Origin of the sequence: Paraburkholderia sp. 22099 (genome assembly GCF_052045835.1) — a bacterium.
GTDB lineage: Bacteria > Pseudomonadota > Gammaproteobacteria > Burkholderiales > Burkholderiaceae > Paraburkholderia > Paraburkholderia terricola.
Genome location: NZ_JBQEPU010000008.1, coordinates 107452 through 132445, shown reverse-complemented (window position 1 = coordinate 132445; position 24994 = coordinate 107452). Strand labels below are relative to the sequence as shown.

Below are 24994 nucleotides of genomic sequence, written 5' to 3'. Positions count from 1 at the left end.
CAGTTATGCGAAAACCATGCCAATCCGCATCGCGGACTGAAACGTCCGCTACATAGGGCTTTGGGGCAAATCGGGATGACTAAGGGATGACCCTAGGTGGTGCGCCGCAACCTGGGTGGTGCATACGGAGCGCCGTGCGGCTCCATTGCAGTGCGGGCGCGTTGCAGGCGTTCGGCGGTCAGGCTGCGCACTTCGGCGCGGCTGCCTTCTATATGACGCCCGATCAAGGCGACGCTGCGCTCCGTCTCGCGATGGCGGATCGCGTCGAGAATCGCGATGTGCTCGTCGTAGGTGTCGTCGATGCAGTCGCCGTAGACGAGATCGAGCCGCCGCACCACGCGGATGCGGTCGGTCACGCGCTGCATCGCGGCGCTCAGTTCCGAGTTGTCGGCGGCGATGACGAGCGCCTGGTGGAAGGCTTCGTCGAGCGCCACCATCTCGCAGCCCTCGCGGATACGCTCGGCGCGGGGCACGTTCCAGACGGCGTCGAGCCGGTCGAGCATCTGCTGCACGCTGCCGGATAACGACATGTCGGCGGCAACCAGCCGGCCCACCGCGAAGGTTTCGATCAGCTTGCGCATCTCGTACAGGTCTTCGAAACGCTTGAAATCGATCGGCACGACTTCCCAGCCGCCGCGCACGTAGCCGCGCATCAGGCCGTCGCTTTGCAGGCGCTGCAGCGCCTCGCGCGCGGGTGTGCGCGACACGCCGAAACGCTCGGCGATGCTGCCTTCCGTCAGCCGGTCGCCGGGCAAGAGACGCATGTCGAAGATATCGTCGCGCACGCTGAAATAGACATGGTCAGCGCGCGATGAGGAAGAGCGGGTTGTGTTGTTCACGCACGGAGCCTGGAATTAACGGACCTTTCGGGCCAAGACTATCGGTCAGCCCCAAAACATCCGTCAACGGAAATTAAATCCGCCGCCGCGGGCCGACATCGCATTGTCGGCCAACCCCGCCCGCTTCGCGCGCCTTTCCGGCGGCAAGCGAGCCGTGCGCGCTCAACGCTCAATACACCTCGGGCACGATCATCGACTCCGGCACCGGCTGGCGGCTGTATTCGTCGTGATAGACCCGGTCGGGCAATTCGACACGCGGATGCTCGATCTCGTGATACGGCACCTGGCTCAGCAGATGATGAATGCAGTTCAGGCGCGCGCGCTTCTTGTCGACCGCCTGCACGACCCACCACGGCGCCTCGGGAATGTGCGAACGCTGCAGCATGACTTCCTTGGCGAGCGTGTACGCTTCCCAGCGGCGCCGGCTTTCCAGATCCATCGGACTCAGCTTCCACTGCTTCAGCGGATCGCGAATGCGGTTCTGGAAACGCAGTTCCTGTTCTTCGTCGGTGATCGAAAACCAGTATTTGAGAATCTGCACGCCGCTTCGCGCCAGCATCTTTTCGAATTCGGGCACCGAGCGGAAAAACTCTTCGTACTCTTCCTCGCTGCAAAAATTCATCACGCGTTCGACGCCCGCGCGGTTGTACCAGCTACGATCGAACAGCACCATTTCGCCGCCCGCCGGCAGATGCGAAACATAGCGCTGGAAATACCATTGCGTGCGTTCACGGTTGTTCGGCGCGGGCAGCGCCGCCACGCGGCAGACCCGCGGATTGAGCCGTTGCGTGATGCGCTTGATCGCGCCGCCCTTGCCGGCCGCGTCGCGTCCCTCGAAAATCACGACGAGGCGATGGCCGGTCTGCACGATCCAGTCCTGCAGCTTGACGAGTTCGCCTTGCAGCCGGAACAGTTCGCGGAAATACATCTTGCGCGCCTCGCGATGCTCGAGCGTGAAGCCTTCGGCGCCGTCGATGATGCGGTCGTCGACCTCCATTTCGAGTTCCTCGTCGTACGCATCGATGAGGTCCTCCTCGAAACGGCGTTGCCGCTCTGCCAGCATCTCGGCTTCAGGTCTCGGATCCTGCTCTTTCATTGCGGCTCTCCTGGCAACGGAAACGGTTAAGCGCGCGTCGGCAAGCGCGACGCGGACGCGCTCGATTATCGAAGCGCCAAGTGTCATCCATGTTACCGCCGCGGCGGCGTATTGGTGGTGGCGTTGGTGGTGGCGTTGGTGGTGGCGTTGGTGGTGCGTTGAATCGGCCGCTCGGCCTTTTTGCGCTAGGTGCGCCGCGTGGCGAGTGACAGATTCAGCACGGGTCTACGGTTCGGTTCGAGAAATGAAATATTACTTGCACTTTGCCTTATTGCACTTGAAGAAGGATTTCACGGCGCCTGCAGTCTTATAGGGAAACAAGGTTTGCTCTCCCTCTTGATAGCCATCCATTCCGGTCATTGCGCTGTTGTCGACCACCCTCTTATTTTCGATCAGTCGGCCTTGTTCGTCCGAGGTATATGCAAATATTTGGTAGTATTTTCCGTATGTACCGATTCCGCGAGAATTTACATCCCAATGAACAATGGTGAAAATATTTGGCTTGCCATCGAGATTCATGAAAAACAGGGAGTCGACATTCGGCGCTCCGCCTTCTATAGAGTATTTCGCGAAGACAGTCTTTTCGCAGTCGTTCGAATTCGGTCGGTAAATCGATAAGTTTATCGTGTGATCTGCATCGTTCTTTTCGATCGAAACGACCGAGTTTTTGTATATTTTCTCTGCGGAAAATACACCCATGGATGGCGATACAGCGGGGCAGACAGCACGTTCGTCTCCGTTGGCATTAGCCAACGAGGCGGACGAAAGCAAAAGGCAGCAAGCAAGGCATTCCAAAAAACGTTTAATTCGTTTCTTGCGGAAGCCCCAAAATCGGTGCAACTCTGTTGTACGCAATGAGTCTTTCGGCATGTCCATTTTGTCCTCCGTTGATCTGTTGAGTCACAGCTGCAACATCTCCCGTATCTGCTACCGGATTCACGCTGCGAGTTATGGCCCAATGATTGCATACCCTTTCGCGTATTTGTTCAAATATGGCAGGATCTGCCGGTGATATTCGACTGATCCGGCCGGATCCACGGCATTCAGCATCTCGAGCGTAATCAACTCCGCTGCCACCTTAAAATTTCCTACCAATCCAAGCGGATGAATGTGGGAAACAGTGGCGCTCGACGGGAAACCTTCAACCGGTGCGACTTCGTGCCAAAACCGCAGCCCGTCGATACGCGCCTTTTCCGCTTGCCAGACAGTCAAGCCCGCCAGAAAACCATTTTGCAACTCGCTGCCCGAACCGAGACAACTGATAGTGGTGAAGGCAGCCGAACATTTGCGTCCCCTCGATTTGATTGTGCCCGCCGTGATCCTGCTCGCCGCCCGTACCGCGCTTTCGGCCCCGGATAAGCGTGCATGGAATTGCGCCATGACATGCGCACCGACCCAAACGAGAGGTGTTCGTCCCCACGCACACCGGATTGCGAGTGCCCGAGCGCTAGCGCAGCGGTCTCGCGAAGCTGAGTTCGTGGCCGTCAGGATCGGTGATGTGGAAATAGCGCTCGCCCCACGACGCATCGGAGGGTTCGAGCGAGGGCTTCAATCCCGCCGCGAGCGCCTTGCGGTAGAGCGCGTCGACGTCCGACACGTGGACGATCACGCGGCCCCACCAGGCGACCGGCGCGCGTGTGTCGAGAATCAGGTTCAGATACGAACCGCCGAACGCGAACGATGTAAACGCCGCCTGCGGCCCACCGTAGTTCATCGGAAAGCCGAGCGCCTGATAAAACAGCACGGCGCGCGGCATGTCGGCGGTGGCGAGCGTGATCGCGCTGAGCGATTCGATCCGTGGTTCGGCCGGCGCGCTCGATGGCGTCGAAGGTGAGTTCATGGCGGCTTGTCTCCTTGGGTTCGCGGCGCGGCTCGTGACTGCGACCTGCGGGCAGGGTGTCCGGCGTGTGCCTTGGGGAAAGTGTCTCATAGCCACGCCGGCACGCGCCGCCTCGCGCCGCACTTGAAAACCCTGGCCCCGCCCCGCATCTGCATGCCTGTTTATCCGGAGCATCGCCATGGGAAGCCGTCCACGCTTCATCGATGACCTGTCGCGCGCCGCATCCGACGCCCCCGGGCCGAATCCACTCAACCCCTTATCCGACGACGCGCTGCTCGACGCCTATTCCCGCACCGTGATCGGCGCGCTGGAACGCGTGCAGCAGGCGGTCGCCTTCATTGCCGTCGAACGCCGGCTGCCCGGCGAGCCGTCCGCGCGCGACAGACGCGGCGCGCGCGGCGGCACCGGCTCGGGCTTTCTGTTCACGCCCGACGGCTATCTGCTCACCAACAGCCACGTCGTGCACGGCGCGACGCACATTCAGGTGACGCTCGCGGACGGCGCGAAATTCGACGCCGATCTGGTCGGCGACGACCCCGGCAGCGATCTGGCCGTGTTGCGCATCGGCTCGCCGGAACCGTTGCCGCACGTCGAACTGGGCGAATCGTCGAAGCTGCGCGTGGGGCAAATAGCGATCGCCGTCGGCAATCCGCTCGGCCTCGCGCAAACGGTGACGACCGGCGTGGTCTCGGCGCTCGGGCGCTCGCTGCGCTCGAACTCGGGCCGCATGATCTATGACGTGATCCAGACCGACGCGGCGCTCAATCCCGGCAATTCGGGGGGTCCGCTGATCAATTCGGCGGGGCAAGTGATCGGCGTGAATACCGCGATCATTCCGGGCGCGCAGGCGATCTGCTTCGCCACCGCGATCGATACCGCCAAGTGGGTCATCATGCAGATCTTCGCGCACGGCCGCGTGCGGCGCGCCTATATCGGCGTGGCCGGCACCACGACGCCGCTGTCGCGCCGCGTGCAGCGCTATTTCGGCTTGAGCCTGGAAAGCGGCGTACACGTCATGGAGATCGTCAAGGGCAGTCCGGCCGCGCTCGGCGGCCTGCGCACCGACGATACGATCGTCGCGATCGACACGCTTGCCGTGCCCGACGTGGACAGCCTGCAACGCGCGCTCGACGCGTCGCGTATCGACAAGCCCGTCAACGTGACGGTGCTGCGCGGCGCGCAGCGGGTCGAATTGACGTTGACGCCGGTCGAACAGGTGAGTTGACGCGATGGGCTTCCCGTAGACGAAAAAAAGCCCGGCGCTCGATCGGTTCGGGCGCCAGGCCAGGCTTTTTCGTCTCCGTCTTCGTCTTGATACGGCGCGTCCATCGAGACGCGCCGCCCGCCATGCGCGAGCCCGCTTACTGAATCACCCGCGTCACGCCACGGCCGCGCGGATCGGCCGCCGCTTCCGGCGTGTCGCCGTCGATTCTGATCGCCTGAATATCGCCGTTGAAACCCTGCTGCTTCAGCGTATAGCCCTTGGCTTCGACCTCCTTGGCAAGGTCGCCGTCGATCGGCTTATACGACTCCGTGAAAATCGTGTTCGGCGGCAGCAACTGGTGATGGAAACGCATCGCGCCAACCGCTTCCTTCAACGGCATATTGAAGTCGTAGACGTTGTTGATCACCTGGAAGATCGACGTGAAGATGCGCGAGCCGCCCGGCGTGCCGATCACGAGCGACACCTTGCCGTCCTTCGTCAGAATCGTCGGGCTCATCGAGGAAAGCGGGCGCTTCTTCGGTTCGATCGAATTCGCGTCGCTGCCCACCACGCCGAACATGTTGGCGACGCCCGGCTTCGCGGAGAAGTCGTCCATTTCGTCGTTCAGCACGATGCCGGTGCGATCCGCCACCACGCCCGAGCCGAAATAGCCGTTGATGGTGTACGTGTTCGCCACCGCATTACCCCACTTGTCGACCACCGAGAAATGCGTGGTTTCCGCCTTCTCCGGCATCGAGGTGCCCAGACCCGGCTGCACGCTCTTCGTGTCCGACGGCTCCTTCGGATTGACTTCGGCGGCGCGTTTGGCGATATACGCCTCGTCGGTCAATTGCGCGACCGGCACCTTGTAGAAGTCGGGATCGCCGAGATATTGCGCGCGGTCGGCGAACACGCGCTTTTCGATTTCCGCGATCAGATGGATGTATTGCGCGGAATTGTGCGGCACGTCCTTGAAGTCGGATGCGAGGTCGGCCTTCATCTTCAGCAGTTGCACGAGCCCGATGCCGCCCGAGCTCGGCGGCGGCGCGGTGTACACGCGATAGCCCTTCCAGTCGGCCTGGATCGGTTGACGCCACACGGCCTTGTACTGTTGCAGATCGGCCTTCGTGATCAGGCCGTGGCCGCGCATGGACTCCGCGATCAGATCCGCCGTCTTGCCTTGATAGAAGTCTTTCGCTCCCTGATCGGAAATGCGCTGCAGCACGGCGGCGAGATCGGGTTGCTTGAAGTTGACGCCCTCTTTCAGATTGCCGAAGTAGGTGTCGAAGTTGGTCTTGCCGGCGAACTCTTTAGCCGCGTCGTCGCGGCGTTTCTGCAATTGCTGGCTCACCTCGAAACCGTCGCGCGCATAGTGGATGGCCGGCGCCAGCACCTGCTTCCATTTGAGCTTGCCGAAGCGGCGCTGCGCCTGCCACATGCCGTCGACCGTGCCCGGCACGCCCACCGCGCGATAGCCGTACAGGCTCATGCCCTTGATGACCTCGCCCTTGTCGTCGAGATACATGTTCTTGGTCGCGGCCAGCGGTGCGCGCTCGCGATAGTCGAGGAAGTACGGCTTGCCGTCGACATAAAGCGTCATGAAGCCGCCGCCGCCGATGTTGCCGGCTTCGGGATACGTCACGGCCAGCGTGAAGGCGATGGCAACCGCCGCGTCCACGGCATTGCCGCCTTCCTTGAAAATCTGCTCGGCGGCGTCGGCGCTATATTTGTCCGCGACCGCAATGGCGGACGCGGTGAGTACGGCGGGCTGGGCTTTCGCGGGCGGCTTCGCGACGGCCGGCGTGGCCTCGAGAAAGCCGGTGGAAAGGGAAACGAGTGCGACCAGCGCGAATGCACTGGCGGACGATTTGGCGTTGCCGAACAACTTCATTGCATATCCCCCCAAGACTCTTTCATCGGACGGTCACGAAAGCTGTCTTGGGCTTATAACATGCGAAGCGCCCGTTTGCGAAGCCGTGCATTCCGTAGTTGCAATGCGCGGTACACAAACGGGCGTGCTGTTAGCCGGGTTCAGGGGCCCGCCTCGGTTAGCCGCCGCCAGGCTGCCAACCGGGCATGCCGCTTAAGCCGAAGCCGCCGGCGTGAGCACCTGCGCAGCGACTTCATCCACCGCCGCGCGCGCGAGCTTCACGATCTCATCCACCTCGCTGCGCGAGGTGACGAGCGGCGGCGCGAAGCCGAGGATGTCGCCGTGCGGCATCGCGCGCGCAATCAAGCCGCGCTCCAACGCGGCGGCCGAGACGCGCGGACCCACCTTCAACGCCGCGGCGAAAGGCCGACGCCCGTCCTTGTCGGCCATGAATTCGAGCGCGGCCAGCATGCCCGCGCCGCGCACTTCGCCGACGAGCGGATGCGAGTCGAATGCGGCATGCAGTTGTTCGAGCAGATACGCGCCCGTTTGCGCCGCGTTCTGCGTGAGGTTCTCGCGTTCGAGAATATCGAGGTTCGCCAGCGCCGCGGCCGCGCAAATCGGATGACCCGAATAGGTCCAGCCGTGACCCATCGCGCCGAATTCCTGCGAAGCCTTGTCGATCACGTCCCACACCCCTTCGCTGACGATCACGCCCGACAGCGGCGCATAAGCACTGGTCAAGCCCTTCGCCACCGTGATCAGATCCGGCGTGATGCCGTAGTGCTGCGCGCCCATCTTCGAACCGAGCCGGCCGAAACCGCACACCACTTCATCGCAGATCAGCAGAATGTCGTGCTTCTTCAAGACCTGCTGGACCGCCGCCCAGTAACCGGCCGGCGGCGGCAGGATGCCGCCCGTGCCCATCACCGGTTCGGCGATGAAGGCGGCGATCGTATCGGCGCCCTCCTGCGCGATCAGCTTCTCCAGTTCCTCGACGCAATACGCGACGAACTGCGCCTCGTTCATGCCGGCGGGCGCATGCCGATACCAATGCGGGCACACCGTATGTTTGACGCGCTCGATCGGCAAGTCGAAACATTGATGAAAACTCGGCAAGCCGGTCAGGCTGCCCGTGACGATGCCCGAGCCGTGATAGCCGCGCTGGCGCGAGATGACCTTCTTCTTGTTCGGCCGGCCCTTGACGTTGTTGTAGTACCAGACGAGCTTGATCTGCGTTTCGTTGGCGTCCGAACCGGACAGGCCGTAGTACACCTTCTTCATGCCCTGCGGCGCCCAGTCGATGATGCGCGACGACAGTTCGATGATCGTGTCGGTCGAATGGCCGACATAGGTGTGATAGTAGGCAAGCTTCTTCGCCTGCTCGTAGATCGCTTCGGCGACTTCGGTGCGGCCGTAGCCGATGTTCACGCAATACAGGCCCGCGAACGCGTCGATATACGACTTGCCCTGGTGGTCTTCGATGCGGACGCCTTTCGCGCCCGTCACGATGCGGCCCGGCAGCGCGCCGCTCGCATGGTCGTGAGCGTGCGTGGAAGGGTGCATGAAATGCGCGCGGTCGGCGTCGAAGAGTTGGTCGAGTTGGGTCATGGAAAGCTCCTTCGTTGAATCGTTGAATGCGTTGTGCGGGTTCAGGCCGCTGCCGCGTGCGGCGCGGTGTTCGTGCGGTGAGCGGGCATGCTGTCGGTCACCGGCAAGCCGAGTTGGCCGAGGCAGAAATAGCGCGTCTCGACGAACGGCTCGAAGCCCTCGGCCCCGCCCTCGCGGCCGAGGCCGGATGCCTTCATGCCGCCGAACGGAATCGGCGCGCCGGTAAACTTCACGCCGTTCACGGAGACCATCGCGAAGTCGAGGCGGCGAATCAGTTGAAACACCGTGTTGAGGTCTCTCGCGCACACGTAGGCGGCGAGCCCGTATTCGGTATCGTTCGCGCGTTCGATCACTTCATCGAGCGAATCGAACGGCGAGACGGCCGAGATCGGCGCGAAGTTTTCCTCGTCGTAGATGCGCATGCCGGGCGCGGCGTCGGCGACCACGGTCGGCTGGAAGAACCAGCCGCCGCGTTCATGCGCGGCGCCGCCCACGGTGATGCGCGCGCCCTTCGCGCTGGCGTCCGCCACGCGCGCCGCGGTGGCGTCGAAAGCGGCCTGATGCATGAGCGGGCCGACGTCCACGTTGGCTTCGAATGCCGCGCCCACGTTGAGTTTTTTCACGGCGTCGCTGTATTGCGTGACGAATGCTTCATACACCGCACGCGCGACGAAAATGCGATTCGCCGCGCAGCAGTCCTGCCCCGAGGTTTGAAACTTCGCGGCGATCGCCACGCGCACAGCCTGGTCTAGGTCGGCGTCTTCGGTCACGATGAAGGGCGCGTTGCCGCCCAGCTCCAGCGCTGTTTTCTTGATGCCCGCTTTCGCCGCCGTCTGCATGACCAGCGAACCGACGCGCGTCGAACCGGTGAAGCTCACCGAACGCACCCGCGTATCGCTCACCAGCGTTTCCATCGCCATGTGCGGCTCGCCGAGCACGACGTTGAAGACGCCTGCCGGAAAGCCCGCTTCTTCCGCGAGTTGCGCAAGCGCCAATGCCGAGAACGGCGTTTCGTGCGCGGGCTTCACGACGACGGTGCAACCCGCCGCCAGCGCGGCGGCCGCCTTGCGCGTAATCATCGCGCAGGGGAAATTCCACGGCGTGATCAACGCGGCCACGCCGACCGGTTCGATCATGGTGCCGAGTTGCGCGCCGTCGATATGCGTGGGAATCGTGCGGCCGTTCAAACGCCGCACTTCATGCGCGAACCACTCGACGAAACTCGCGCCATAAGCGATTTCACCGCGTGCTTCCGCCAGCGGCTTGCCCTGTTCGAGCGACAGAATCGCGGCCAGATCATGCTGATGCCGCAGGATCAGTTCATGCCAGCGCAGCAGCAGCGCGGACCGTTTTGCGACCGGCAGCCAGCGCCACGTCGAGAACGCGCGTTGCGCGGCGTCGACGGCTTCGGTGATCTGCGACGCGTCGAGCATCGGCACGTGGCCGAGTATCCGCTGATCGGCGGGATTGAGCACGGCGACGCTGGTGGCGCTGGCGCTGTGCACCCAGCGTCCGTCGACGTAGCACAGCGACTTGAAGAGAACCGGATGACCCAGCAACATGACGACCTCCTGTGTGCGATGTATGTCTGTCACTGTACGTTCCGCAGCGAGGCGGTTTTTTTGGTTCCGGCGTCCACAGGTGCGGGTTTTTTCTGGATTTCGCCGTGGCGTGTGGTGAATTTCGGGCCATGCCGCCGCGCTGCTTCAACCGCTTTCGCCAACGGCTTCGTCCGCCCAATCCGGCAAGCCTTCCGGCATGCTCTTCACCACCTTGGTGACGATATACGTGAAGTACTTTTCGATGCCTAGCTCGTCGGTCAGCAGCGAATCGATGAAGCGCTGATAGTGATCGATGTCGCGCGACATCACGTGCATCACATAATCGACGCCGCCGCCCGTCGCATGGCATTGCACGACTTCGGACGCCGCGCTCACGCGTTCCTCGAAGCGCCGCATGTCCTGCGCGGTATGCCGCGCGAGCGTCACTTCAACCACCACGCGGCTGCCCTTGAACGCGCGCACCCAATCGATATCCGCGCGGTAGCCGCGAATCACGCCGCTCTCTTCAAGACGTTTGACGCGCTCCCACGCCGGCGAAATCGACAGATTGATTTCCTCGGCGAGACGCGACTTGGTGATGCGTCCGTCGCGCGCGAGGATGCGCAGAATCGCGAGGTCGTAGCGGTCGAGTTTCATCGCGCGATCAAACGTTCACCGGTATGCCGCGCTCGACGACATCCGCCACCACCGCCACCGTATCGCCGATCCGCACGAGCCCGGGAAAATGCCGCGCCGCGAGCAGGCCGCTGCGGCGCGCGCGATATTCAACGGGCGCGACGCCCGTGCGCGACGCGTCGTAAATCCGCGCGATCAGTTCGCCGCTTTCGACCATGTCACCGAGGTCCTTGCACATCTCCAGCAGGCCGTCATGTTCGCTGGTCGTATAGCACGAGCCGTCGGGCATATCGAGCAGCGTGGTGGTGCGAGGAGTGTGCCGGTCCGCTGCCTTACGCCGATCGAGAATGCCCGCATTCAGCAGAAAGCCTTGCACGCCGCGCGAGGCCACCGCCACGCTTTGCGCCGTCGCGGTTCCGCCGCCGCCGAGTTCGGTCGACACGAACACCTTGCCCGCCTCTTCCACCGCCGTATCGAACAGGCCCACGCTATCGAGTTCGAGCATCCGCATCGAATACGGCGCGCCGAACGCGCGCATCGCCGCCTCGCACTGCGCCTGCTGGCGTGCGTCGGCCAGCACGTGAATCGCGGCGAACGGCACGAAGTCGAGCGTGCGGCCGCCCGCGTGCAGATCGAGCACGTAGTCCGCGAGCGGCAACAGGTAGCGCTGGAAATAGTCCGCGATTTTCTCGGTGACCGTGCCGTCCGGCTTGCCCGGAAAACTGCGATTCAGATTGCCGCGGTCGATCGGCGACGTGCGGCTGCCCGCGCGAAACGCCGGGTAGTTCATGAACGGCACGATGATCACGCGGCCCTTCACGTCAGCCGCCTTCAGCGTCGCGGCGAGCTTCGACAACGCGATCGGCCCTTCGTACTCGTCGCCGTGATTGCCGCCGGTGAGCAGCGCCGTGGGGCCCGCGCCATTGCGAATCACGCTGATCGGGATCATTACCGCGCCCCATGCGGACGCATCGTGCGAATACGGCAGCTTCAGAAAACCGTGCTGTTCGCCGTCGGCATCGAAATCGACCGTCGGCTGAATGGGTGATGCCCGCATGTGCGCTACTCCTTCACGAACAGCTTGCGCGGCGTGTTGCAAAACGTCTCGACGCCGGTCTCGGTAATCAGGATGCTTTCGGTGATTTCGAGTCCCCAATCGTCGAGCCACAGGCCCGGCATGAAGTGGAACGTCATGCCGGGTTCGAGGACGGTCTTGTCCCCGGGGCGCAGGCTCATCGTGCGCTCGCCCCAGTCCGGCGGATAGCTCGCGCCGATCGGATAGCCGCAACGGCTGTTCTTTTCGATGCCGTATTTGTGCAGCATCGCGAAGAAGGCGTTGGCGATGTCCTCGCAGGTATTGCCGGGTTTGGCCGCGGCAAGCCCGGCTTCGATGCCCTCGATTACCGCGCGTTCGCCTTCGATGAAATGCTTCGGCGGCTTGCCGAGATACACGGTGCGCGACTGCGGGCAGTGGTAGCGCTTGAAGCAGCCGGCGATTTCGAAGAAGGTGCCGGCGTTCCTCGCGAACGGCGTGTCGTCCCACGTCAGATGCGGGGCGGCGGCGTCCGCGCCGGTCGGCAGCAAGGGCACGATGGCCGGATAGTCGCCGCCATGTTCGTCCACACCCGTAATCCCCGCCGAGTAGATCTCGGCCACCAGATCGTTCTTGCGCATGCCGGGCTCGATACGCTCGACGATATGCGCGTGCATCTTCTCGACGATGCGGGCGGCGACCCGCATGTATTCGATCTCGCGCGGCGACTTCACCGCGCGCTGCCAGTTGACCAGCGCGGTCGCATCGCGCCATTGCGCCTTCGGCAAATGATTGACGAGCGAGCGATAGGCGGCGGCGCTGAAATAGTAGTTGTCCATTTCCACGCCGATCTTCAACGCGCCCCAGCCGCGCGACTCGATCACCTCACGCGCCAGATAGTCCATCGGGTGACGCTCGGCGGACTGCACGTAATGATCCGGGTAACCGATGATCTGCTCGTGCTGCATGAACACCGTGCGCTTCGCGCCATTGGCGTCCTGGCCGCGGCCGAACCAGACCGGCTCGCCGTCGAGCGCCAGCAGCACGCATTGATGCACATAGAACGACCAGCCGTCGTAACCGGTCAGCCACGCCATGTTGGTCGGGTCCGACACGATCAGCAATTCGATCCCCGCAGCCTGCATCGCCTTGCGCGTCTTGCCGATACGCGTGGCGTATTCGGCCCGCTCGAACGGCAAACGCACGACCGGCGCTTGTGCGCTCACGCCCGCCTTTCGTTCCAGTTGTGTTGTCTCAGCCATCGTGCCCTCTCAGCCCTTCACGTCGTTGCGAAAAATCGTTCCCACGCCCGCGCTGCGCGCTCGCTGCAGCGCGAGCGCCGCGATCGCGGTGTCCTGCGCGCCGGTGCCGGTCAGGTCGCAGATCGTCACGTCCGAATCGTCGACGCGGCCCGCGGCCTGTTCGGCGATCACCTGGCCTAGTTCGGTCACGGCGGCGTCGGCGTGCATCGTGCCCGCATTCAGCGCGTGATGCAGTTCGCCGAGCACGCGCGTCTGCTGCGCGCGGTCGCAGATATAGCGCGCCGCCGCCAACGCATCGGGCGCGATCTCGTTCTTGTGTTCGGCGTCCGAGCCCATTGCCGTGATGTGCAAACCCGGATGCAGATGCGCCGCTTCGATCAACGGCGTGCGGCTCGGCGTCGTGGTGATGGCTACGTCCGCCTCGGCCAACGCGTGATGAACGTCGCGCGCGACCTCGCAGGGCACGCCCAGCGATGCGCTCATCTCTTCGGCGAAACGCCGCGCATTGGCGGGATTGCGCGCCCACACGCGCACGTGTTCGACGCGGCGCACGAGCGTCAACGCCTGCAACTGCAAACGCGCCTGTTCGCCGGCGCCGAGCACCGCGACTTGCGGCGTGTGCTGCCTCGCGAGCCAGCGCGCGGCGACCGCGCCCGCGGCCGCGGTGCGTACGGCGGTCAGATAGCCGTTGTCGAGCAGCACCGCCTCGGTCAAACCCGTCTTGGCGGAAAGCACCAGCATCAGCCCGTTGAGGCTCGGCAAACCGAGCGCCGGGTTATTGAAAAAGCCGGGGCTCACCTTGATGGCGAAACTGTCGAAGCGCGGCAGGTACGCGGTTTTCACGTCCACTTCGCCGTTGTGTTCGGGCAGATCGAGCCGCAGGATCGGCGGCATTGCGACGGCCTCGGTGGCGAGGGCGAGAAAGGCCGCTTCCACCTGGTCGATCGCGGCGCGATCGAGCGGCACGAGTTCGCGAAGCTGCGCTTCGCCAAGGAGCGTGATCGAGGTCATAGAGGATTGAGCGGGTCGGATTGCACCGGCGTGGATTCGACGATGCGGTGATGCAGCTTCATATCGATGTTGGCGCCCGTCACGATCAGCACGAGCGGGCCGCGTTGAATGCGTTCGGCCGGCAATGCGCCGTCGAGCAGCGCGGCGATTCCGACCGCCGCCGCGCCTTCCACGACGAGCCGCTCGTGCCGGTAAGCGTGAACGATGCCGCGCGCGATCGACGCCTCGTCGAGCAATACCGTCTCGTCGATCAGATCGCGCGTGAGCGCATACGTATAGCGGTTTTCGAGGCCGATGCCGCCGCCGAGCGAATCCGCGAGCGTTTCGACTTCGTCCACGAGGACGGGCCGGCCGGCCGTGAGGCTCGCGTGCATCGCGGCGCCGCGCGCCATCGTCACGCCGGTCAGACCGATCGCGCGATTCGCATTTTTAGCGGCGAATGCAACGCCCGCAAAGAGGCCGCCGCCCGATAGCGGCACGACGATATTCGCGACGTCCGGCAATGCTTCGACGATTTCGAGTCCGATCGTCGCCTGGCCCGCGATCACGTGCAGATCGTCGAACGGCGGCACATAGGCAACGCCTTCCTCGCGGACGAGCCGCAGCGCTTCGTGTTCCGCGTCATCCTGGCTGTTGCCGACAATGCGCACTTGCGCGCCGAGCGAGCGCACTGCCTCCACCTTGTTGCCGGGCACGAGCGCCGACATGCACACCGTTGCCTCGATACCCAGCGCGCGCGCCGCATGCGCGACAGCGCGGCCATGATTGCCCGTGGATGCGGTGACGACCTGGCGGCAGCCTTGCTCAGCGAGCCGCGCGAGCGCGTTGGTCGCGCCGCGCAGTTTGAAACTGCCGATGGGTTGCACCGTTTCCAGCTTGAGAAAGACCTGCGTACCGGCCACCGCCGACAACGTCTGCGATTCGATCAGCGGCGTGCGAACGACGCGCCCCTCGATACGGCGACGCGCGCGATAGACATCGGCTAGCGACAGTACGGACATGAACTCGGCCTTGCACGAAAGGATTCGGTGCCGATGCCGCCGCGCCTGCATGAGTGGGCTGATTGCGGCCGCATCGTCTTCAATGCAGCCCAGTCTAATGTTCTAAAAAACGATTTCTATTGTCCTAGTTCATTTCGTTTATGTCGCTCGCTCTCACGTGAAATCGTGCACCTGCGGGTACTGCTCGAACACGTCGCGCATGATTTCCAGCGCGCCTTTATAGGTCTCTTCATTCACTTCGGCGCCCACGCAAACGCGCACCGCGTTCGGCCGGTCCGCGCCGCGCACGAGAAAAGGATCGGGCGAAGTCACGGCGATATCGCGGTTGCGCAACTCCCTCACCAGCCTGTCCGCCTGCCAGTGATCCGGCACGCGCAGCCACGCCGACAACGCCTGCGGATGCGCGCCGAGCACGTAGCTGCCGAGCGTCTGCTGCAATTGCGCCTGACGCCGTCCCAAGCGTTCGCGTTGTATCTGCACCAGACGTTCGGCCGTGCCGTCGACGATCCAGCGTGTCGCCACTTCGGCCATCGGCGAGGTCGCCATCCAGCTACTCACGCGCAGCACGCTTTCGGCGCGCAGCGCGAGCCGCCGCGGCGTGGTCAGATAGCCGATGCGCAAACCGGTCAGCACCGACTTCGTCATGCTGGTGCAGTAGAACGACAACTCCGGGATCAGGCTCGATATGGGCGTGGCGGCCTTGGCGGGCAAAGGGCCGTAGACGTCGTCCTCGATCACGTACACGCCGTAGCGCTCGGCAATGCGCGCAATCGCGCGGCGCCGCGAATCCGGCATCAGCGCGACGGTGGGATTGTTCAGCGTGGGCGTGCAGACGAGCGCGGTGATGCGCTCGCTGTCGCACATCTCCTCGAAGTGTTCGGGATGAATGCCGTACTCGTCGATCTCGAGACCCTTCAGCGTGAATCCCAGTACGTTCGCGGAGCCGATCACGCCGTGGTCGGTGAGGCTTTCGCACAGCACCGTATCGCCGGGGCCGACGAGCGACGCCAGCGCGAGGAAGATGCCGTGCGCCGCGCCGTTCGTCACGAGCAGCGTGTCGGGCGAGGCGGGCATGCCCAGCGACGCGAGCCATGCCATCCCCGCCTGCCGATGATGCTCGAAGCCGGCAATCGGCCGGAACGCGCGAATCCACGGTTGATCGTCGAGCGTGGAGAGCGTCGCGCACACCTTGCGCCACATGGCGTCGTGCTCCGGCGTATGCACGATGCGCGCGATCGAGAAATCGACCACCGAGCGCTCGGCCGTATCGAGCATGTAGCTCGACATGGTTTCGGTCACGCGCGCCGCCACGAAGCTGCCGCGCCCCACTTCGCAGCGGATCAGCCCCTGGCGCTCCAGTTCCTTATAAGCGTTGGTGACCGTCTGCACGCTGATCGCCAGTTCCGCGGCCACGTCGCGCTGCGGCGGCAGGCGCGCGCCGGCCGGCAACGACGCGCTCTCGATGTCGCCGGCAATCGCCTTCACCAGCCGTTTATATTTCGATTCCACGCCATGCACCGCGCGCACGGCCTCCCGCCACTGCTCGATCAACGCTGCCTCCACGGTTCCAGGCCCCCGCCCTTGTCTGCTTCGACTTCCATAGTGCGGCCAAACGATACGGGAAAATTATTGTCCTAGAGCAATCGCAAACAAAAAAATGGCTTTGTATGCTGCGTTCACGGGTTCGACGCGATGCAAGCGGATCGCGGGCAACGCAAGCCCTTTCGGCTGCCGCACCGCATGATGCGGCGCGGCATTCACCACGCCACACAATGGGATCGATATGAAAGCGAAGCGCACTTCACGACTGCTGGGAGCCCTCTGCGTCGCGGCAGCGGCTCTGGCGACGCAGGCGCAACATGCGTCGGCGGAAACGACGTTGCAGCGCATCCAGCGCACCGGGGAAGTGCGCATCGGCTATGCGAACGAATCGCCGTTTGCCTACACGACGCCTGACGGCAAGGTGACCGGCGAATCGCCGGAGATCGCCCGCAAGATATTCACCAAGATGGGCGTGAAGAAAGTGGACGGCGTGCTGACCGAATGGGGCTCGCTGATTCCCGGCCTGCGCGCGGGCCGCTTCGACGTGATCGCGGCCGGCATGTACATCACGCCGGAACGCTGCAAGCAGGTCGCGTTCGCCAATCCGCAATACCAGATTCAGGACACGCTGCTGGTGCTGAAAGGCAATCCGAAGAATCTGCATTCCTACGCCGATATCGGCAAACAGTCCGACGTGAAGCTCGCCGTCATGGCCGGCGCGGTGGAACTCGCCAATTCGCGCGATGCGGGCGTGAAGGATGCGCAGCTCATGCAGGTGCCCGACACCACCGCGCAATTGCAGGCGGTGCGCGCACGCCGCGCCGACGCGGCGGCCGGCACCGCGCTGACGATGAAGGGCCTCGCCGCGAAAGCCTCCGACCAGGTCGAGGCGGTCGCCAAGTTCACGGACGATCCGAAGCACATCGGCTACGGCGCGCTCGCGTTCCGTCCCGAGGACGCCGATCTGCGCGACGCGGTCAATCAGCAATTGCAGGCATGGCTCGGCACGCCGGATCATCTGCAAACCGTGGCGCCCTTCGGTTTCGACAAGACGAATCTGACCACGCGCACCGCCGCCGAGATTTGCGGCAAGTAATCCTCAACCGAGCGCAACGGGTCGCCCACCGAGCGCGCATTCACCCGAAGTCCGCACGCGCCGGCATGCGCCGGCCGTGAAGTTCCCCCAGGCGCGTGCAACCGCACGCGCCGTCATGCAAGCGAGGAACCGCCATGCGTGAACTGTTTCCCCTGTTGCTCCAGGGCACGCTCGTGACGATCGAGATCGCCGCCTGCGCCACCTTGCTCGCCATCGTCATGGCGTTTGTCGCGACCGCCGCGAAGCTCGCGCCGTGGACGCCGCTGCGCTGGCTCGGCAATGCCTACGTCGAAATCTTTCGCGGCACCTCGTTGCTCGTGCAGCTTTTCTGGTTTTTCTTCGTGCTGCCGCTGCCGCCGTTTCGCATCGAGATGACGCCGTTTACCGTGGCGATCGTCGGCCTCGGTTTGCACTATGGCGCCTACGGTTCGGAAATCCTGCGCGGCGCATTGCGCTCGGTGCCGGGCGGCCAGTTCGAGGCGGCGCTCGCGCTCAACATGTCGCCGCTTTCCAGAATGCGCCGCATCATCCTGCCGCAAGCGATGATCAACGCGCTGCCGCCCGCCACCAACCTGATGATCGAATTGCTCAAGGGCACCTCGCTGGTGTCGCTGATCACGCTGTCGGACCTGACGTTTCGCGCCCGCCAACTCGACGAGGCGACCTTCAAGACCGCGGAGATTTTCGTGCTCACACTGGTTATCTACTTCGTGCTCGCGCAAATTCTCGTCGCGTTGATGCGGCATTTCGAGCGCCGCGTGAGTCACGGCATCATTCAGAGGGCCGTCCGATGAACAGCTTCTTCGACCTGCATTACGCGGAGCAGATTCTGCCGGCGCTGCTGCGCGCGTCGATGTACACGATCTTCATCACGCTGATCGGTTTTGCGATCGCGCTGGTGCTGGGGCTCGTGCTGGCGGTGCTGCGGCGCAGCCCGATCAAGCCGCTCGCGCGGACGGTCGGCTTCATCGTCGAATTCATTCGCAGCACGCCGCTGCTGATCCAGGTGTATGTGCTGTTCTATGTGCTGCCGGTGTACGGCATCACGATGTCGGCGCTGACCGCGGGCACGGTCGGGATCGCGCTGCACTATGCGTGCTACACGTCGGAGGTATATCGCGCCGGCTTGAACGGCGTGGCGCGCGGCCAGTGGGAAGCGGCGTGCGCGCTGTCGTTGTCGCCGTGGCGCACCTATAGCGGCGTGATTCTGCCGCAGGCGATTCGTCCCGTGATTCCGGCGCTCGGCAATTATCTGGTGGCGATGTTCAAGGACACGCCGGTGCTCTCCGCGATCACCGTGGTCGAATTGATGCAGCAGGCGAAGAACATCGGTTCGGAAACGTTTCGCTACCTTGAACCGATCACGCTCGCGGGCATTTTCTTCCTGCTCATCAGCGTGAGTTTCGCGCACCTCGTGCGGCGGCTCGAATACAGCTTGAGGCTGCCATGACCGTGAAAACCGACCTCGACATCCCTACCCCGCCGCATGCGGACCTATCCGTGGAGAAACCGATGAAACGAGACGATCCCGCCTCAGTACTTGTCCCGCAGGGCGGCACCCAGGAGGAGCCGATGGTGCGCTTTGCCGGCGTGACGAAGCGCTACGGCGCGCTCACGGTGCTCGACGCGCTCGATCTGGAAATCGGCCGCAACGAGAAGGTCGCGATCATCGGCCCGAGCGGCTCCGGCAAATCGACGCTGTTGCGCGTACTGATGACGCTCGACCCGCTGACCGACGGCATGATCGAAGTGGACGGCGAACCGCTCACGCACATGCGCAAGAACGGTGTGCTGGTGCCCGCCTCGCTCAAGCATTTGCGGCGCGTGCGCAGCAAGATCGGCATGGTGTTTCAGAGCTTCAACCTGTTCCCGCACATGACCGCGCTCGCCAACACGATCGAAGCGCCGATGCAGGTGTTGGGGCTCTCGCGCAAGGAAGCGACCGAGCGTGCGCGCGATCTGCTGTCGCTGGTCGGGCTGGAGGATAAATGCAATCACTATCCGTCGCAGTTGTCGGGCGGTCAGCAGCAGCGGGTGGCGATTGCCCGCGCGCTCGCCATGCGTCCGAAAGTGATGCTGTTCGACGAGGTCACTTCAGCACTCGATCCCGAGTTGTGCGGCGAGGTGCTGAACGTGATCCGGCGACTCGGCAGCGAGCACAATCTGACGATGCTGATGGTCACGCATCAAATGGGTTTCGCGCGCGAATTCGCGGACCGTGTGTGCTTTTTCTCGCAAGGCAAGATCATCGAGCAGGGGCCGCCGCAGCAGTTCTTCTCCGCGCCCCGGCATGAACGCACGCAGCAGTTCCTGAGAGCGGTGAAGGAAGCGGTTTAGTCGAGGTTCCCAAAGGGGAGCATCGAGGCTGACAAAAAAAGTAAAAGGCGCCGCGCCTGCGACGCACGCCGCTCACGATTCACGCGGTGCCACGGTTGCCGCGCGCGAGTTCATCGCCGGTGCCGTGCGGCAAGCGCGCGGTCACCGGAATCGACATGAACGAGAACAGGCCGACCACGAGAAACGCGGGCCAAAAGTCGGAGAACACGATGGTCGAATGACCCTGCACGTCGTGTGAAATCTGCAGCACGATGCCCGCGATCGTCACGCCGAGTCCCAGCGAAATCTGCTGGATCACGCTCGCGACGCTCGTGGCGCGGCCGATGTCGCGGCTCGGAATGTCCGCATACGCCAGCGAATTCAGCGACGTGAATTGCAGCGACGGAAAGAAGCCGCCGAACAGCACGACGCACCAGATCAGCCAATGCGGCGTACCGGGGAAGAACAATCCATAGACCGCGATGACGAGACCCGCGCAAGCCGCGTTGAACATCAGCACCGTGCGAAAACCGAAGCGCCAGAGAATGCGCGAGGCCGCCGCCTTCATGAAGATCGACCCGAACGCGGACGCGCAGGTGATCGACCCCGACACGAACGCGCTCATGCCCAAGCCTTCCTGCAACGCGAGCGGCAACAGAAACGGCACGGCGCCGAGGCCGATGCGAAACAGCGAGCCGCCCGCCACGCTCGCGTGAAAACTCGGAATGCGCAGCAGGCGCAGATCGAGCACCGGCAATTCGACGCGGCTTGCGTAGAGCACGTAAATCGCCAACAGCAGTACGCCGATCACGCACATGCTGACCGATAGGCTGTTCGACACGAGACCGCTGCCGACCAGCGAAAGCCCCAGCATGAACAGCGACGCGCCGCTCGCGGATAACACGAAGCCGGTCCAGTCGAGCCGGCCGGGATGCGCTTCGCGCACGTTGGCGATGTGCCGGTTCGCGAGCCAGATGCCGAACAGGCCAATCGGAATGTTGATGAAGAAGATCAGACGCCAGTGCAGATACGTCGTGATGAAGCCGCCGAGCGGCGGCCCCATCACCGGCCCGAGCAAGGCCGGCACTGTCAGATAGTTGACCGCGCGGATGAAGTCGGACTTCGGCACCGAACGGAAAATGATGATGCGCCCCACCGGCACCATCATCGCGCCGCCGATGCCCTGCACGAAGCGCGCGGCCACGAACATGCCGAGCGAGGTGGAGGCCGCGCACATCAGCGAGCCGGCCATGAAAATGCCGATGGCCGTGCGAAACACCGTGCGTGAACCGAAGCGGTCGGCAACCCAGCCGCAGATCGGAATGAAGACGCCGAGGCCGATCACATACGCGGTGACGGCCAGCTTGAGGGTGATGGGATCCTGGCCCAGGTCGCGCGCCAGAACCGGCAGCGACGTCACGATGATCGTGCCGTCCACGTTTTCCATGAACATCGCGCACGCGACGATCAGCGGAACGATGAAAGTGCCTAAAGCGAGAGGCATTGGCATGACGACGGGATGCGAGGCCGTCGGTGTAAAGCCGCGATTATCGCATCGCATCCGCGATATATGCTGCCGAACGCGGCTTCTGAACACGGGTTTTATGCCGCGCGTCGATGCCGCGCGCGAGAGTCAAGCGCGCAAGGAAACTTGAAAGACGAGGTGAGCAGCGAAGCGAGGTGAGCCGGCACGCAGCCGACTCACTCTGCCATGCGGAAGATTTAGCGCGACGCGCTGACCAGCGGTTGCAACTGCGGCAGGATCTCGACGTTCGCGCGCGCGACGTCGTTCGGGAAGTCGATTTCGATCCACGGCGCGCCGGTCACGTCGGCGGTGTCGAACACCTGGCTGCGTTCCAGCAGCAGGTCGCGCACCGCTTCTTCGTGCGGCAGGTTCGCGCGGCCACTATCAACGTACCCGGCCACGATCTGCGCAAAACGCCGCGCGGTTTCCTCGCGGAAGCGGAAGAACCCAACCGATTCGCCGATGGTGTCGTACTCGAGATTGACGGCAAGCTGCTTACGCAATTCGACCGGCACGCCGTCTTTCAGGCACAGCTTGACGGGCTCGTCGCCGGCTTCGAAATCACGGTCGATCAACAGGCGGTTAACGGTTTCGCCCGCCACCAGCGCGTGCAGAATGCGCTCGTCGTAGAGCACGTCGGCGTCCATCAGCAGCACGTCGCCGCCGCGCGTCAGCGCTTCGGCCACCGTGTGCACCGTCAGCACGCTGCCCAGATCGAAACGCGTGTTCAGCACGGTTTCCACCGCGTGCGGCCAGTTGATGCGCTTCAACTCACCCTGCACCGATTCCGGCTGAAAACCCAGCGCCAGCACGACGTCCGTCACGCCGGCGGTTTCGAGCATGTGCAGATGCCGTTCGAGCAGGCTCATGCCGTCGAACTGCAAGAGGCACTTCGGGAACTGGGCTTCAGGCGGTTGCTGGAGACGCAGGCCGAGGCCCGCCGCGAGGATGATGGCACGCATGCGCGGTCCTTTGAAAAGAAACGGATTAATCGGCAACGGGCACGCGCCGCATGGCGCGCCGCCGTTGCCAGCTTCGTTCGCTGAAGTGCAAGACCAGCAGACCCGGCAAGCCTAGCAGGATTTCACGCGCGCGCTTGCTGAGCGACAAGGCCAGCGCCGCGTCCGACGGCAAGCCGACCAGCGGCGCGAGCAGCAGATAGCCGCCCTCCTGGACGCCGAGCGAGCCCGGAATCATGAACGCCGCGCCGCGAATCGCTTGCCCGAGACTTTCGAGCAGCAGCGCGTCGACCCAGTCGACCGGATGGCCGAGCAGGCGCAGCGCGAGCCACACCTCCACCGTGCCGACGATCCAGCCCGCGAGACTCAACGCGAAGCTGACCGCCACGCGGCCGCGCTCGCGGTACATGGCCTGCACGGCCGCGTCGACGGCTTCGGCGCGCGTCATCAGCGCGGACCAGTCGCGCTTGCCGAACAGCTTGGAGACCACGCCGAGCAGCCGGCCGAACATGCCGCGCCGCTGCGCGAAGTAGAAGCCGACGATCATCGCGCCCAGCACGCCGGTGGCGATCAGCGTCGCGGTTTGCAGGTCGTGCAGCGCGCCGTGCGCGGTGTAGGCGCCGAACAGCAGCAAGCCGAGCAGCGCGAAGATGATTTGCGCGAGCGCTTGCGCGGTCGTGCTGACGGTGATCGCGGCGGCCGCGTCGCGCATGGGCATGCCGCGCTGCGAGAGTTGCCGCACCATCACCACGGGCCCGCCGATCTGGCCGGCGGGCAGCAGACTGTTCACCGATTCCCCGACCCAGCGCGCGAACAACGCGTCGCGCAGCGACAAATGATGATGCGCGCGCTCGGGATGCCGATGCAGCAGCACCGAGATCGCGCCGGCGTCGAGCGCGAGCGGCACGAGATGGAACGCCGCGACGAGCGCGAGCCCCCAGCCCGCCGCGAGCAGCGTCGAGGCGACCGAACCGAAACCCTGCCACGCGAGCAGGCCGACGAACAGCGCCGTCCCGATCGACAACAGAATCAGAGCCGCGCGAGTCATGCGCGGTCCTTGCGGCGATGAGTCATTTGACGGAAAACCTGGCGAAAACCGAAGTACGCGATCGCGTCCTTCATGTTCGAGATCAAACGGCGCCACGGGCGCATGTTCGCGTCGGTGACGTATTCGAAAGTGAGCGACACGCGCATTTCATTCGCGCCGGCCGGCGTGATGCGATGGCGCAGCTTGTCGCCGTCGAAAAACACGAGGCCGCCCGGCGGGATTTGCACCGAGCCCGGTTGGTCGGGCACGTCAGGATTGCGCGTGTGCAGTTCGTAGTCGAGGCGGCACGACGATTCGTCGATCACGCCGAGCAGCAGCGTATAGCGGCGGCCGTCATAGTACGAAGTATCGTAGTGCCAGCCGATGTGATCGCCTGCCCGCGTGTAGTAGTAGAGCGCATACGCGTGCGGGTCGTCGGCGGGCGAGAGTTGCAGCTTGTCGCCGCTCAATTGCTCCAGCCAGCCGATCAGCTCCTTCGAGCGATACAGCTCCGCGATGAACGGCGCGAGGCGGTCGATCGTATGGCGGCTCACGCTGCCGCCCTGCTTGTGCCCCGGCAGATAGTTGCGGTTCACTTCATCGAGCAGGCCGTGCGCGCTTTGAATCAACTGGGCGGTGACCTCGGGCGCGAGAAAGTCTTCCAGATAGAGGAAGGCGCCCTGATCGGCGAACTGCCTTGCGAGGCGCGGCGTATCGAACGCGCGCGTGCGGCTTGCGACCGCGCGGTCGGCATTGGGCGCCGGCGCAACCGGCGACGAGGCCGGGGAATCTTCAACTGAAATTGGCGCGATCACGTCGTCTTCGGCGTGCGTACTCATTCACTTAGCCCACATTTGACTGTTTTGGAAAGCCGCTGGCGGCCTCGGCCGGGCGCGCGGCGCGGCGCGTCACGCGCCAGTAGTCGACCACCACCCAGATTGCGAACAGCGGCGCGCCGATCGACGCGGCCACGACGAAAGGCATCACCACGCTCGTCAGCGTGACGAGGGGCAGCAGATACAGCACGTCTTCGGTTTCGAAGCCGCCGACCGATGCCTGCTTCGTGCCCGCCTTGCCGGCCATTTCCTCGATACGCATGCGCAGGAAGAAAATCACCGCGACGGCAATGCCGGCCACGGCGCCGAGCCAGCCCGACGATACCGGCAAGCCGCCGATCCGCGTGGCGCCCACGCCGATACCCATGCCGACAAACAACAGGATGGTGACGATCGCATCGCTGGCAAGGTCGTAAAAATGACCGATACGGCTCGACTTGCCGCCGATGCGCGCGAGTTCGCCGTCGGTATGGTCGACGAAATTGGACAGTACGATCAGCAACGCGCCCGCATTGGCCCATTCGAATCCGCCACGCGCAAGACACAGCGCGCCAGCCACACCGATCATCAAACGCAGCGTGGTCAGATGATTGGGCGTGATGCGCGTGTTGACGAGCGGCGTGACGAGCCGGCGGGCAAGCCGCGCGTCCCATGTTCTGGGCGGCGGAACGTTCGTGGGAGGAAGGGGGCTCGAATTCATAACCCGGAAATATATACGGGATCGTGAAATATTGCTTTCTTCCCGTAGG

Annotated in this window: 24 protein-coding genes; 5 read left to right on the top strand and 19 right to left on the bottom strand. The window is 63.9% G+C overall.

All coding sequences use genetic code 11. The annotated features are described in order from the left end of the window. Positions 1–92 precede the first annotated feature (92 nt). From ACTJLC_RS10385 to ACTJLC_RS10365, 5 genes are all read right to left on the bottom strand, one after another. Complete coding sequence (locus tag ACTJLC_RS10385; RefSeq protein WP_083082782.1) at positions 93–839, bottom strand: GntR family transcriptional regulator; 747 nt, start codon at positions 837–839, stop codon at positions 93–95. Positions 840–1008: 169 nt separating this feature from the next. Then, complete coding sequence (ppk2, locus tag ACTJLC_RS10380) at positions 1009–1935, bottom strand: polyphosphate kinase 2 (RefSeq protein ID WP_073430479.1); 927 nt, start codon at positions 1933–1935, stop codon at positions 1009–1011. Between the two features lie 252 nt (positions 1936–2187). After that, complete coding sequence (locus tag ACTJLC_RS10375) at positions 2188–2811, bottom strand: hypothetical protein (RefSeq protein WP_143326548.1); 624 nt, start codon at positions 2809–2811, stop codon at positions 2188–2190. 72 nt (positions 2812–2883) lie between these two features. Next, a complete protein-coding gene (locus ACTJLC_RS10370) occupies positions 2884–3315 on the bottom strand; it encodes a hypothetical protein (RefSeq protein WP_083082785.1) in 432 nt (143 codons plus the stop codon). Between the two features lie 67 nt (positions 3316–3382). Next, positions 3383–3775 carry a VOC family protein gene (locus ACTJLC_RS10365; RefSeq protein ID WP_073432163.1) on the bottom strand — a complete coding sequence of 131 codons (393 nt, stop codon included), beginning with the start codon at positions 3773–3775 and terminating at the stop codon, positions 3383–3385. Positions 3776–3953: 178 nt separating this feature from the next. Here ACTJLC_RS10365 and ACTJLC_RS10360 point away from each other — a divergent pair, with 178 nt between their 5' ends. Next, on the top strand, positions 3954–5000 hold the full coding sequence (locus tag ACTJLC_RS10360; RefSeq protein WP_073432162.1) for a S1C family serine protease: 1047 nt from the start codon (positions 3954–3956) through the stop codon (positions 4998–5000). A 136-nt stretch (positions 5001–5136) separates the two neighbouring features. On the opposite strand, the gene ggt is transcribed toward ACTJLC_RS10360, so the two are convergent. The 9 genes from ggt to ACTJLC_RS10315 form a co-directional block, all read right to left on the bottom strand. Continuing rightward, positions 5137–6870 (bottom strand): gamma-glutamyltransferase, encoded by a 1734-nt coding sequence (gene ggt / locus ACTJLC_RS10355; RefSeq protein ID WP_073432161.1) that lies wholly within the window; start codon positions 6868–6870, stop codon positions 5137–5139. Between the two features lie 192 nt (positions 6871–7062). Beyond that, a complete protein-coding gene (locus ACTJLC_RS10350; RefSeq protein ID WP_073432160.1) occupies positions 7063–8460 on the bottom strand; it encodes an aspartate aminotransferase family protein in 1398 nt (465 codons plus the stop codon). 41 nt (positions 8461–8501) lie between these two features. Then, positions 8502–10022 (bottom strand): NAD-dependent succinate-semialdehyde dehydrogenase, encoded by a 1521-nt coding sequence (locus ACTJLC_RS10345; RefSeq protein ID WP_073432159.1) that lies wholly within the window; start codon positions 10020–10022, stop codon positions 8502–8504. A 144-nt stretch (positions 10023–10166) separates the two neighbouring features. Continuing rightward, entirely contained in the window at positions 10167–10658 is a 492-nt protein-coding gene (locus tag ACTJLC_RS10340; protein WP_073432158.1) for an Lrp/AsnC family transcriptional regulator, read from the bottom strand. Positions 10659–10665: 7 nt separating this feature from the next. After that, on the bottom strand, positions 10666–11694 hold the full coding sequence (gene doeB / locus ACTJLC_RS10335) for a N(2)-acetyl-L-2,4-diaminobutanoate deacetylase DoeB (RefSeq protein WP_073432157.1): 1029 nt from the start codon (positions 11692–11694) through the stop codon (positions 10666–10668). A gap of 5 nt (positions 11695–11699) precedes the next feature. Further along, positions 11700–12932, bottom strand: a complete 1233-nt coding sequence (doeA, locus tag ACTJLC_RS10330; protein ID WP_083082791.1) for an ectoine hydrolase DoeA — start codon at positions 12930–12932, stop codon at positions 11700–11702. Positions 12933–12941: 9 nt separating this feature from the next. Then, a complete protein-coding gene (locus ACTJLC_RS10325) occupies positions 12942–13943 on the bottom strand; it encodes a cyclodeaminase (protein ID WP_073432155.1) in 1002 nt (333 codons plus the stop codon). Then, entirely contained in the window at positions 13940–14944 is a 1005-nt protein-coding gene (gene eutB / locus ACTJLC_RS10320; RefSeq protein WP_310129653.1) for a hydroxyectoine utilization dehydratase EutB, read from the bottom strand. Before eutB ends, ACTJLC_RS10325 begins: the two co-directional genes overlap by 4 nt. 153 nt (positions 14945–15097) lie before the next feature. Further along, positions 15098–16495, bottom strand: a complete 1398-nt coding sequence (locus ACTJLC_RS10315; RefSeq protein ID WP_073432167.1) for a MocR-like ectoine utilization transcription factor EhuR — start codon at positions 16493–16495, stop codon at positions 15098–15100. 232 nt (positions 16496–16727) lie between these two features. Here ACTJLC_RS10315 and ehuB point away from each other — a divergent pair, with 232 nt between their 5' ends. The 4 genes from ehuB (at position 16728) to ehuA (ending at position 19919) form a co-directional block, all read left to right on the top strand. Further along, complete coding sequence (gene ehuB / locus ACTJLC_RS10310) at positions 16728–17582, top strand: ectoine/hydroxyectoine ABC transporter substrate-binding protein EhuB (RefSeq protein ID WP_073432154.1); 855 nt, start codon at positions 16728–16730, stop codon at positions 17580–17582. Between the two features lie 134 nt (positions 17583–17716). Further along, complete coding sequence (gene ehuC / locus ACTJLC_RS10305) at positions 17717–18376, top strand: ectoine/hydroxyectoine ABC transporter permease subunit EhuC (protein ID WP_073432153.1); 660 nt, start codon at positions 17717–17719, stop codon at positions 18374–18376. Next, positions 18373–19032: an ectoine/hydroxyectoine ABC transporter permease subunit EhuD gene (gene ehuD, locus ACTJLC_RS10300; RefSeq protein WP_073432152.1), complete on the top strand. Its 660-nt coding sequence runs from the start codon at positions 18373–18375 to the stop codon at positions 19030–19032. The genes ehuC and ehuD overlap by 4 nt, the downstream gene beginning before the upstream one ends. Positions 19033–19094: 62 nt before the next feature. Beyond that, positions 19095–19919, top strand: a complete 825-nt coding sequence (ehuA, locus tag ACTJLC_RS10295) for an ectoine/hydroxyectoine ABC transporter ATP-binding protein EhuA (RefSeq protein WP_083083086.1) — start codon at positions 19095–19097, stop codon at positions 19917–19919. Positions 19920–19998: 79 nt separating this feature from the next. Here ehuA and ACTJLC_RS10290 read toward each other — a convergent pair whose 3' ends face one another. The 5 genes from ACTJLC_RS10290 to ACTJLC_RS10270 form a co-directional block, all read right to left on the bottom strand. Further along, positions 19999–21402 (bottom strand): MFS transporter, encoded by a 1404-nt coding sequence (locus tag ACTJLC_RS10290; RefSeq protein WP_083082795.1) that lies wholly within the window; start codon positions 21400–21402, stop codon positions 19999–20001. Positions 21403–21620: 218 nt separating this feature from the next. Then, on the bottom strand, positions 21621–22385 hold the full coding sequence (locus tag ACTJLC_RS10285) for an NTP transferase domain-containing protein (RefSeq protein WP_083082796.1): 765 nt from the start codon (positions 22383–22385) through the stop codon (positions 21621–21623). A 25-nt stretch (positions 22386–22410) separates the two neighbouring features. Next, complete coding sequence (locus tag ACTJLC_RS10280; protein WP_073432149.1) at positions 22411–23430, bottom strand: flippase-like domain-containing protein; 1020 nt, start codon at positions 23428–23430, stop codon at positions 22411–22413. Further along, a complete protein-coding gene (locus tag ACTJLC_RS10275) occupies positions 23427–24248 on the bottom strand; it encodes a HalD/BesD family halogenase (RefSeq protein WP_073432148.1) in 822 nt (273 codons plus the stop codon). The genes ACTJLC_RS10280 and ACTJLC_RS10275 overlap by 4 nt, the downstream gene beginning before the upstream one ends. 4 nt (positions 24249–24252) lie before the next feature. Then, on the bottom strand, positions 24253–24945 hold the full coding sequence (locus ACTJLC_RS10270) for a CDP-alcohol phosphatidyltransferase family protein (RefSeq protein ID WP_083082798.1): 693 nt from the start codon (positions 24943–24945) through the stop codon (positions 24253–24255). Positions 24946–24994: the final 49 nt, after the last annotated feature.

Bases quoted from the DNA above. Each gene is read 5' to 3' on its own strand.
- ACTJLC_RS10360 (WP_073432162.1), top strand. From the start codon at position 3,954: ATGGGAAGCCGTCCACGCTTCATCGATGACCTGTCGCGCGCCGCATCC.
- doeA (WP_083082791.1), bottom strand. From the start codon at position 12,932: ATGGCTGAGACAACACAACTGGAACGAAAGGCGGGCGTGAGCGCACAA.
- ACTJLC_RS10290 (WP_083082795.1), bottom strand. From the start codon at position 21,402: ATGCCTCTCGCTTTAGGCACTTTCATCGTTCCGCTGATCGTCGCGTGC.
- ACTJLC_RS10280 (WP_073432149.1), bottom strand. From the start codon at position 23,430: ATGACTCGCGCGGCTCTGATTCTGTTGTCGATCGGGACGGCGCTGTTC.
- ACTJLC_RS10365 (WP_073432163.1), bottom strand. From the start codon at position 3,775: ATGAACTCACCTTCGACGCCATCGAGCGCGCCGGCCGAACCACGGATC.
- ACTJLC_RS10340 (WP_073432158.1), bottom strand. From the start codon at position 10,658: ATGAAACTCGACCGCTACGACCTCGCGATTCTGCGCATCCTCGCGCGC.
- ACTJLC_RS10270 (WP_083082798.1), bottom strand. From the start codon at position 24,945: ATGAATTCGAGCCCCCTTCCTCCCACGAACGTTCCGCCGCCCAGAACA.
- ehuB (WP_073432154.1), top strand. From the start codon at position 16,728: ATGAAAGCGAAGCGCACTTCACGACTGCTGGGAGCCCTCTGCGTCGCG.
- ggt (WP_073432161.1), bottom strand. From the start codon at position 6,870: ATGAAGTTGTTCGGCAACGCCAAATCGTCCGCCAGTGCATTCGCGCTG.
- ACTJLC_RS10370 (WP_083082785.1), bottom strand. From the start codon at position 3,315: ATGGCGCAATTCCATGCACGCTTATCCGGGGCCGAAAGCGCGGTACGG.
- doeB (WP_073432157.1), bottom strand. From the start codon at position 11,694: ATGCGGGCATCACCCATTCAGCCGACGGTCGATTTCGATGCCGACGGC.
- ehuD (WP_073432152.1), top strand. From the start codon at position 18,373: ATGAACAGCTTCTTCGACCTGCATTACGCGGAGCAGATTCTGCCGGCG.
- ACTJLC_RS10375 (WP_143326548.1), bottom strand. From the start codon at position 2,811: ATGGACATGCCGAAAGACTCATTGCGTACAACAGAGTTGCACCGATTT.
- ehuC (WP_073432153.1), top strand. From the start codon at position 17,717: ATGCGTGAACTGTTTCCCCTGTTGCTCCAGGGCACGCTCGTGACGATC.
- ACTJLC_RS10345 (WP_073432159.1), bottom strand. From the start codon at position 10,022: ATGTTGCTGGGTCATCCGGTTCTCTTCAAGTCGCTGTGCTACGTCGAC.
- eutB (WP_310129653.1), bottom strand. From the start codon at position 14,944: ATGTCCGTACTGTCGCTAGCCGATGTCTATCGCGCGCGTCGCCGTATC.
- ACTJLC_RS10325 (WP_073432155.1), bottom strand. From the start codon at position 13,943: ATGACCTCGATCACGCTCCTTGGCGAAGCGCAGCTTCGCGAACTCGTG.
- ehuA (WP_083083086.1), top strand. From the start codon at position 19,095: ATGAAACGAGACGATCCCGCCTCAGTACTTGTCCCGCAGGGCGGCACC.
- ACTJLC_RS10285 (WP_083082796.1), bottom strand. From the start codon at position 22,385: ATGCGTGCCATCATCCTCGCGGCGGGCCTCGGCCTGCGTCTCCAGCAA.
- ppk2 (WP_073430479.1), bottom strand. From the start codon at position 1,935: ATGAAAGAGCAGGATCCGAGACCTGAAGCCGAGATGCTGGCAGAGCGG.
- ACTJLC_RS10275 (WP_073432148.1), bottom strand. From the start codon at position 24,248: ATGAGTACGCACGCCGAAGACGACGTGATCGCGCCAATTTCAGTTGAA.
- ACTJLC_RS10350 (WP_073432160.1), bottom strand. From the start codon at position 8,460: ATGACCCAACTCGACCAACTCTTCGACGCCGACCGCGCGCATTTCATG.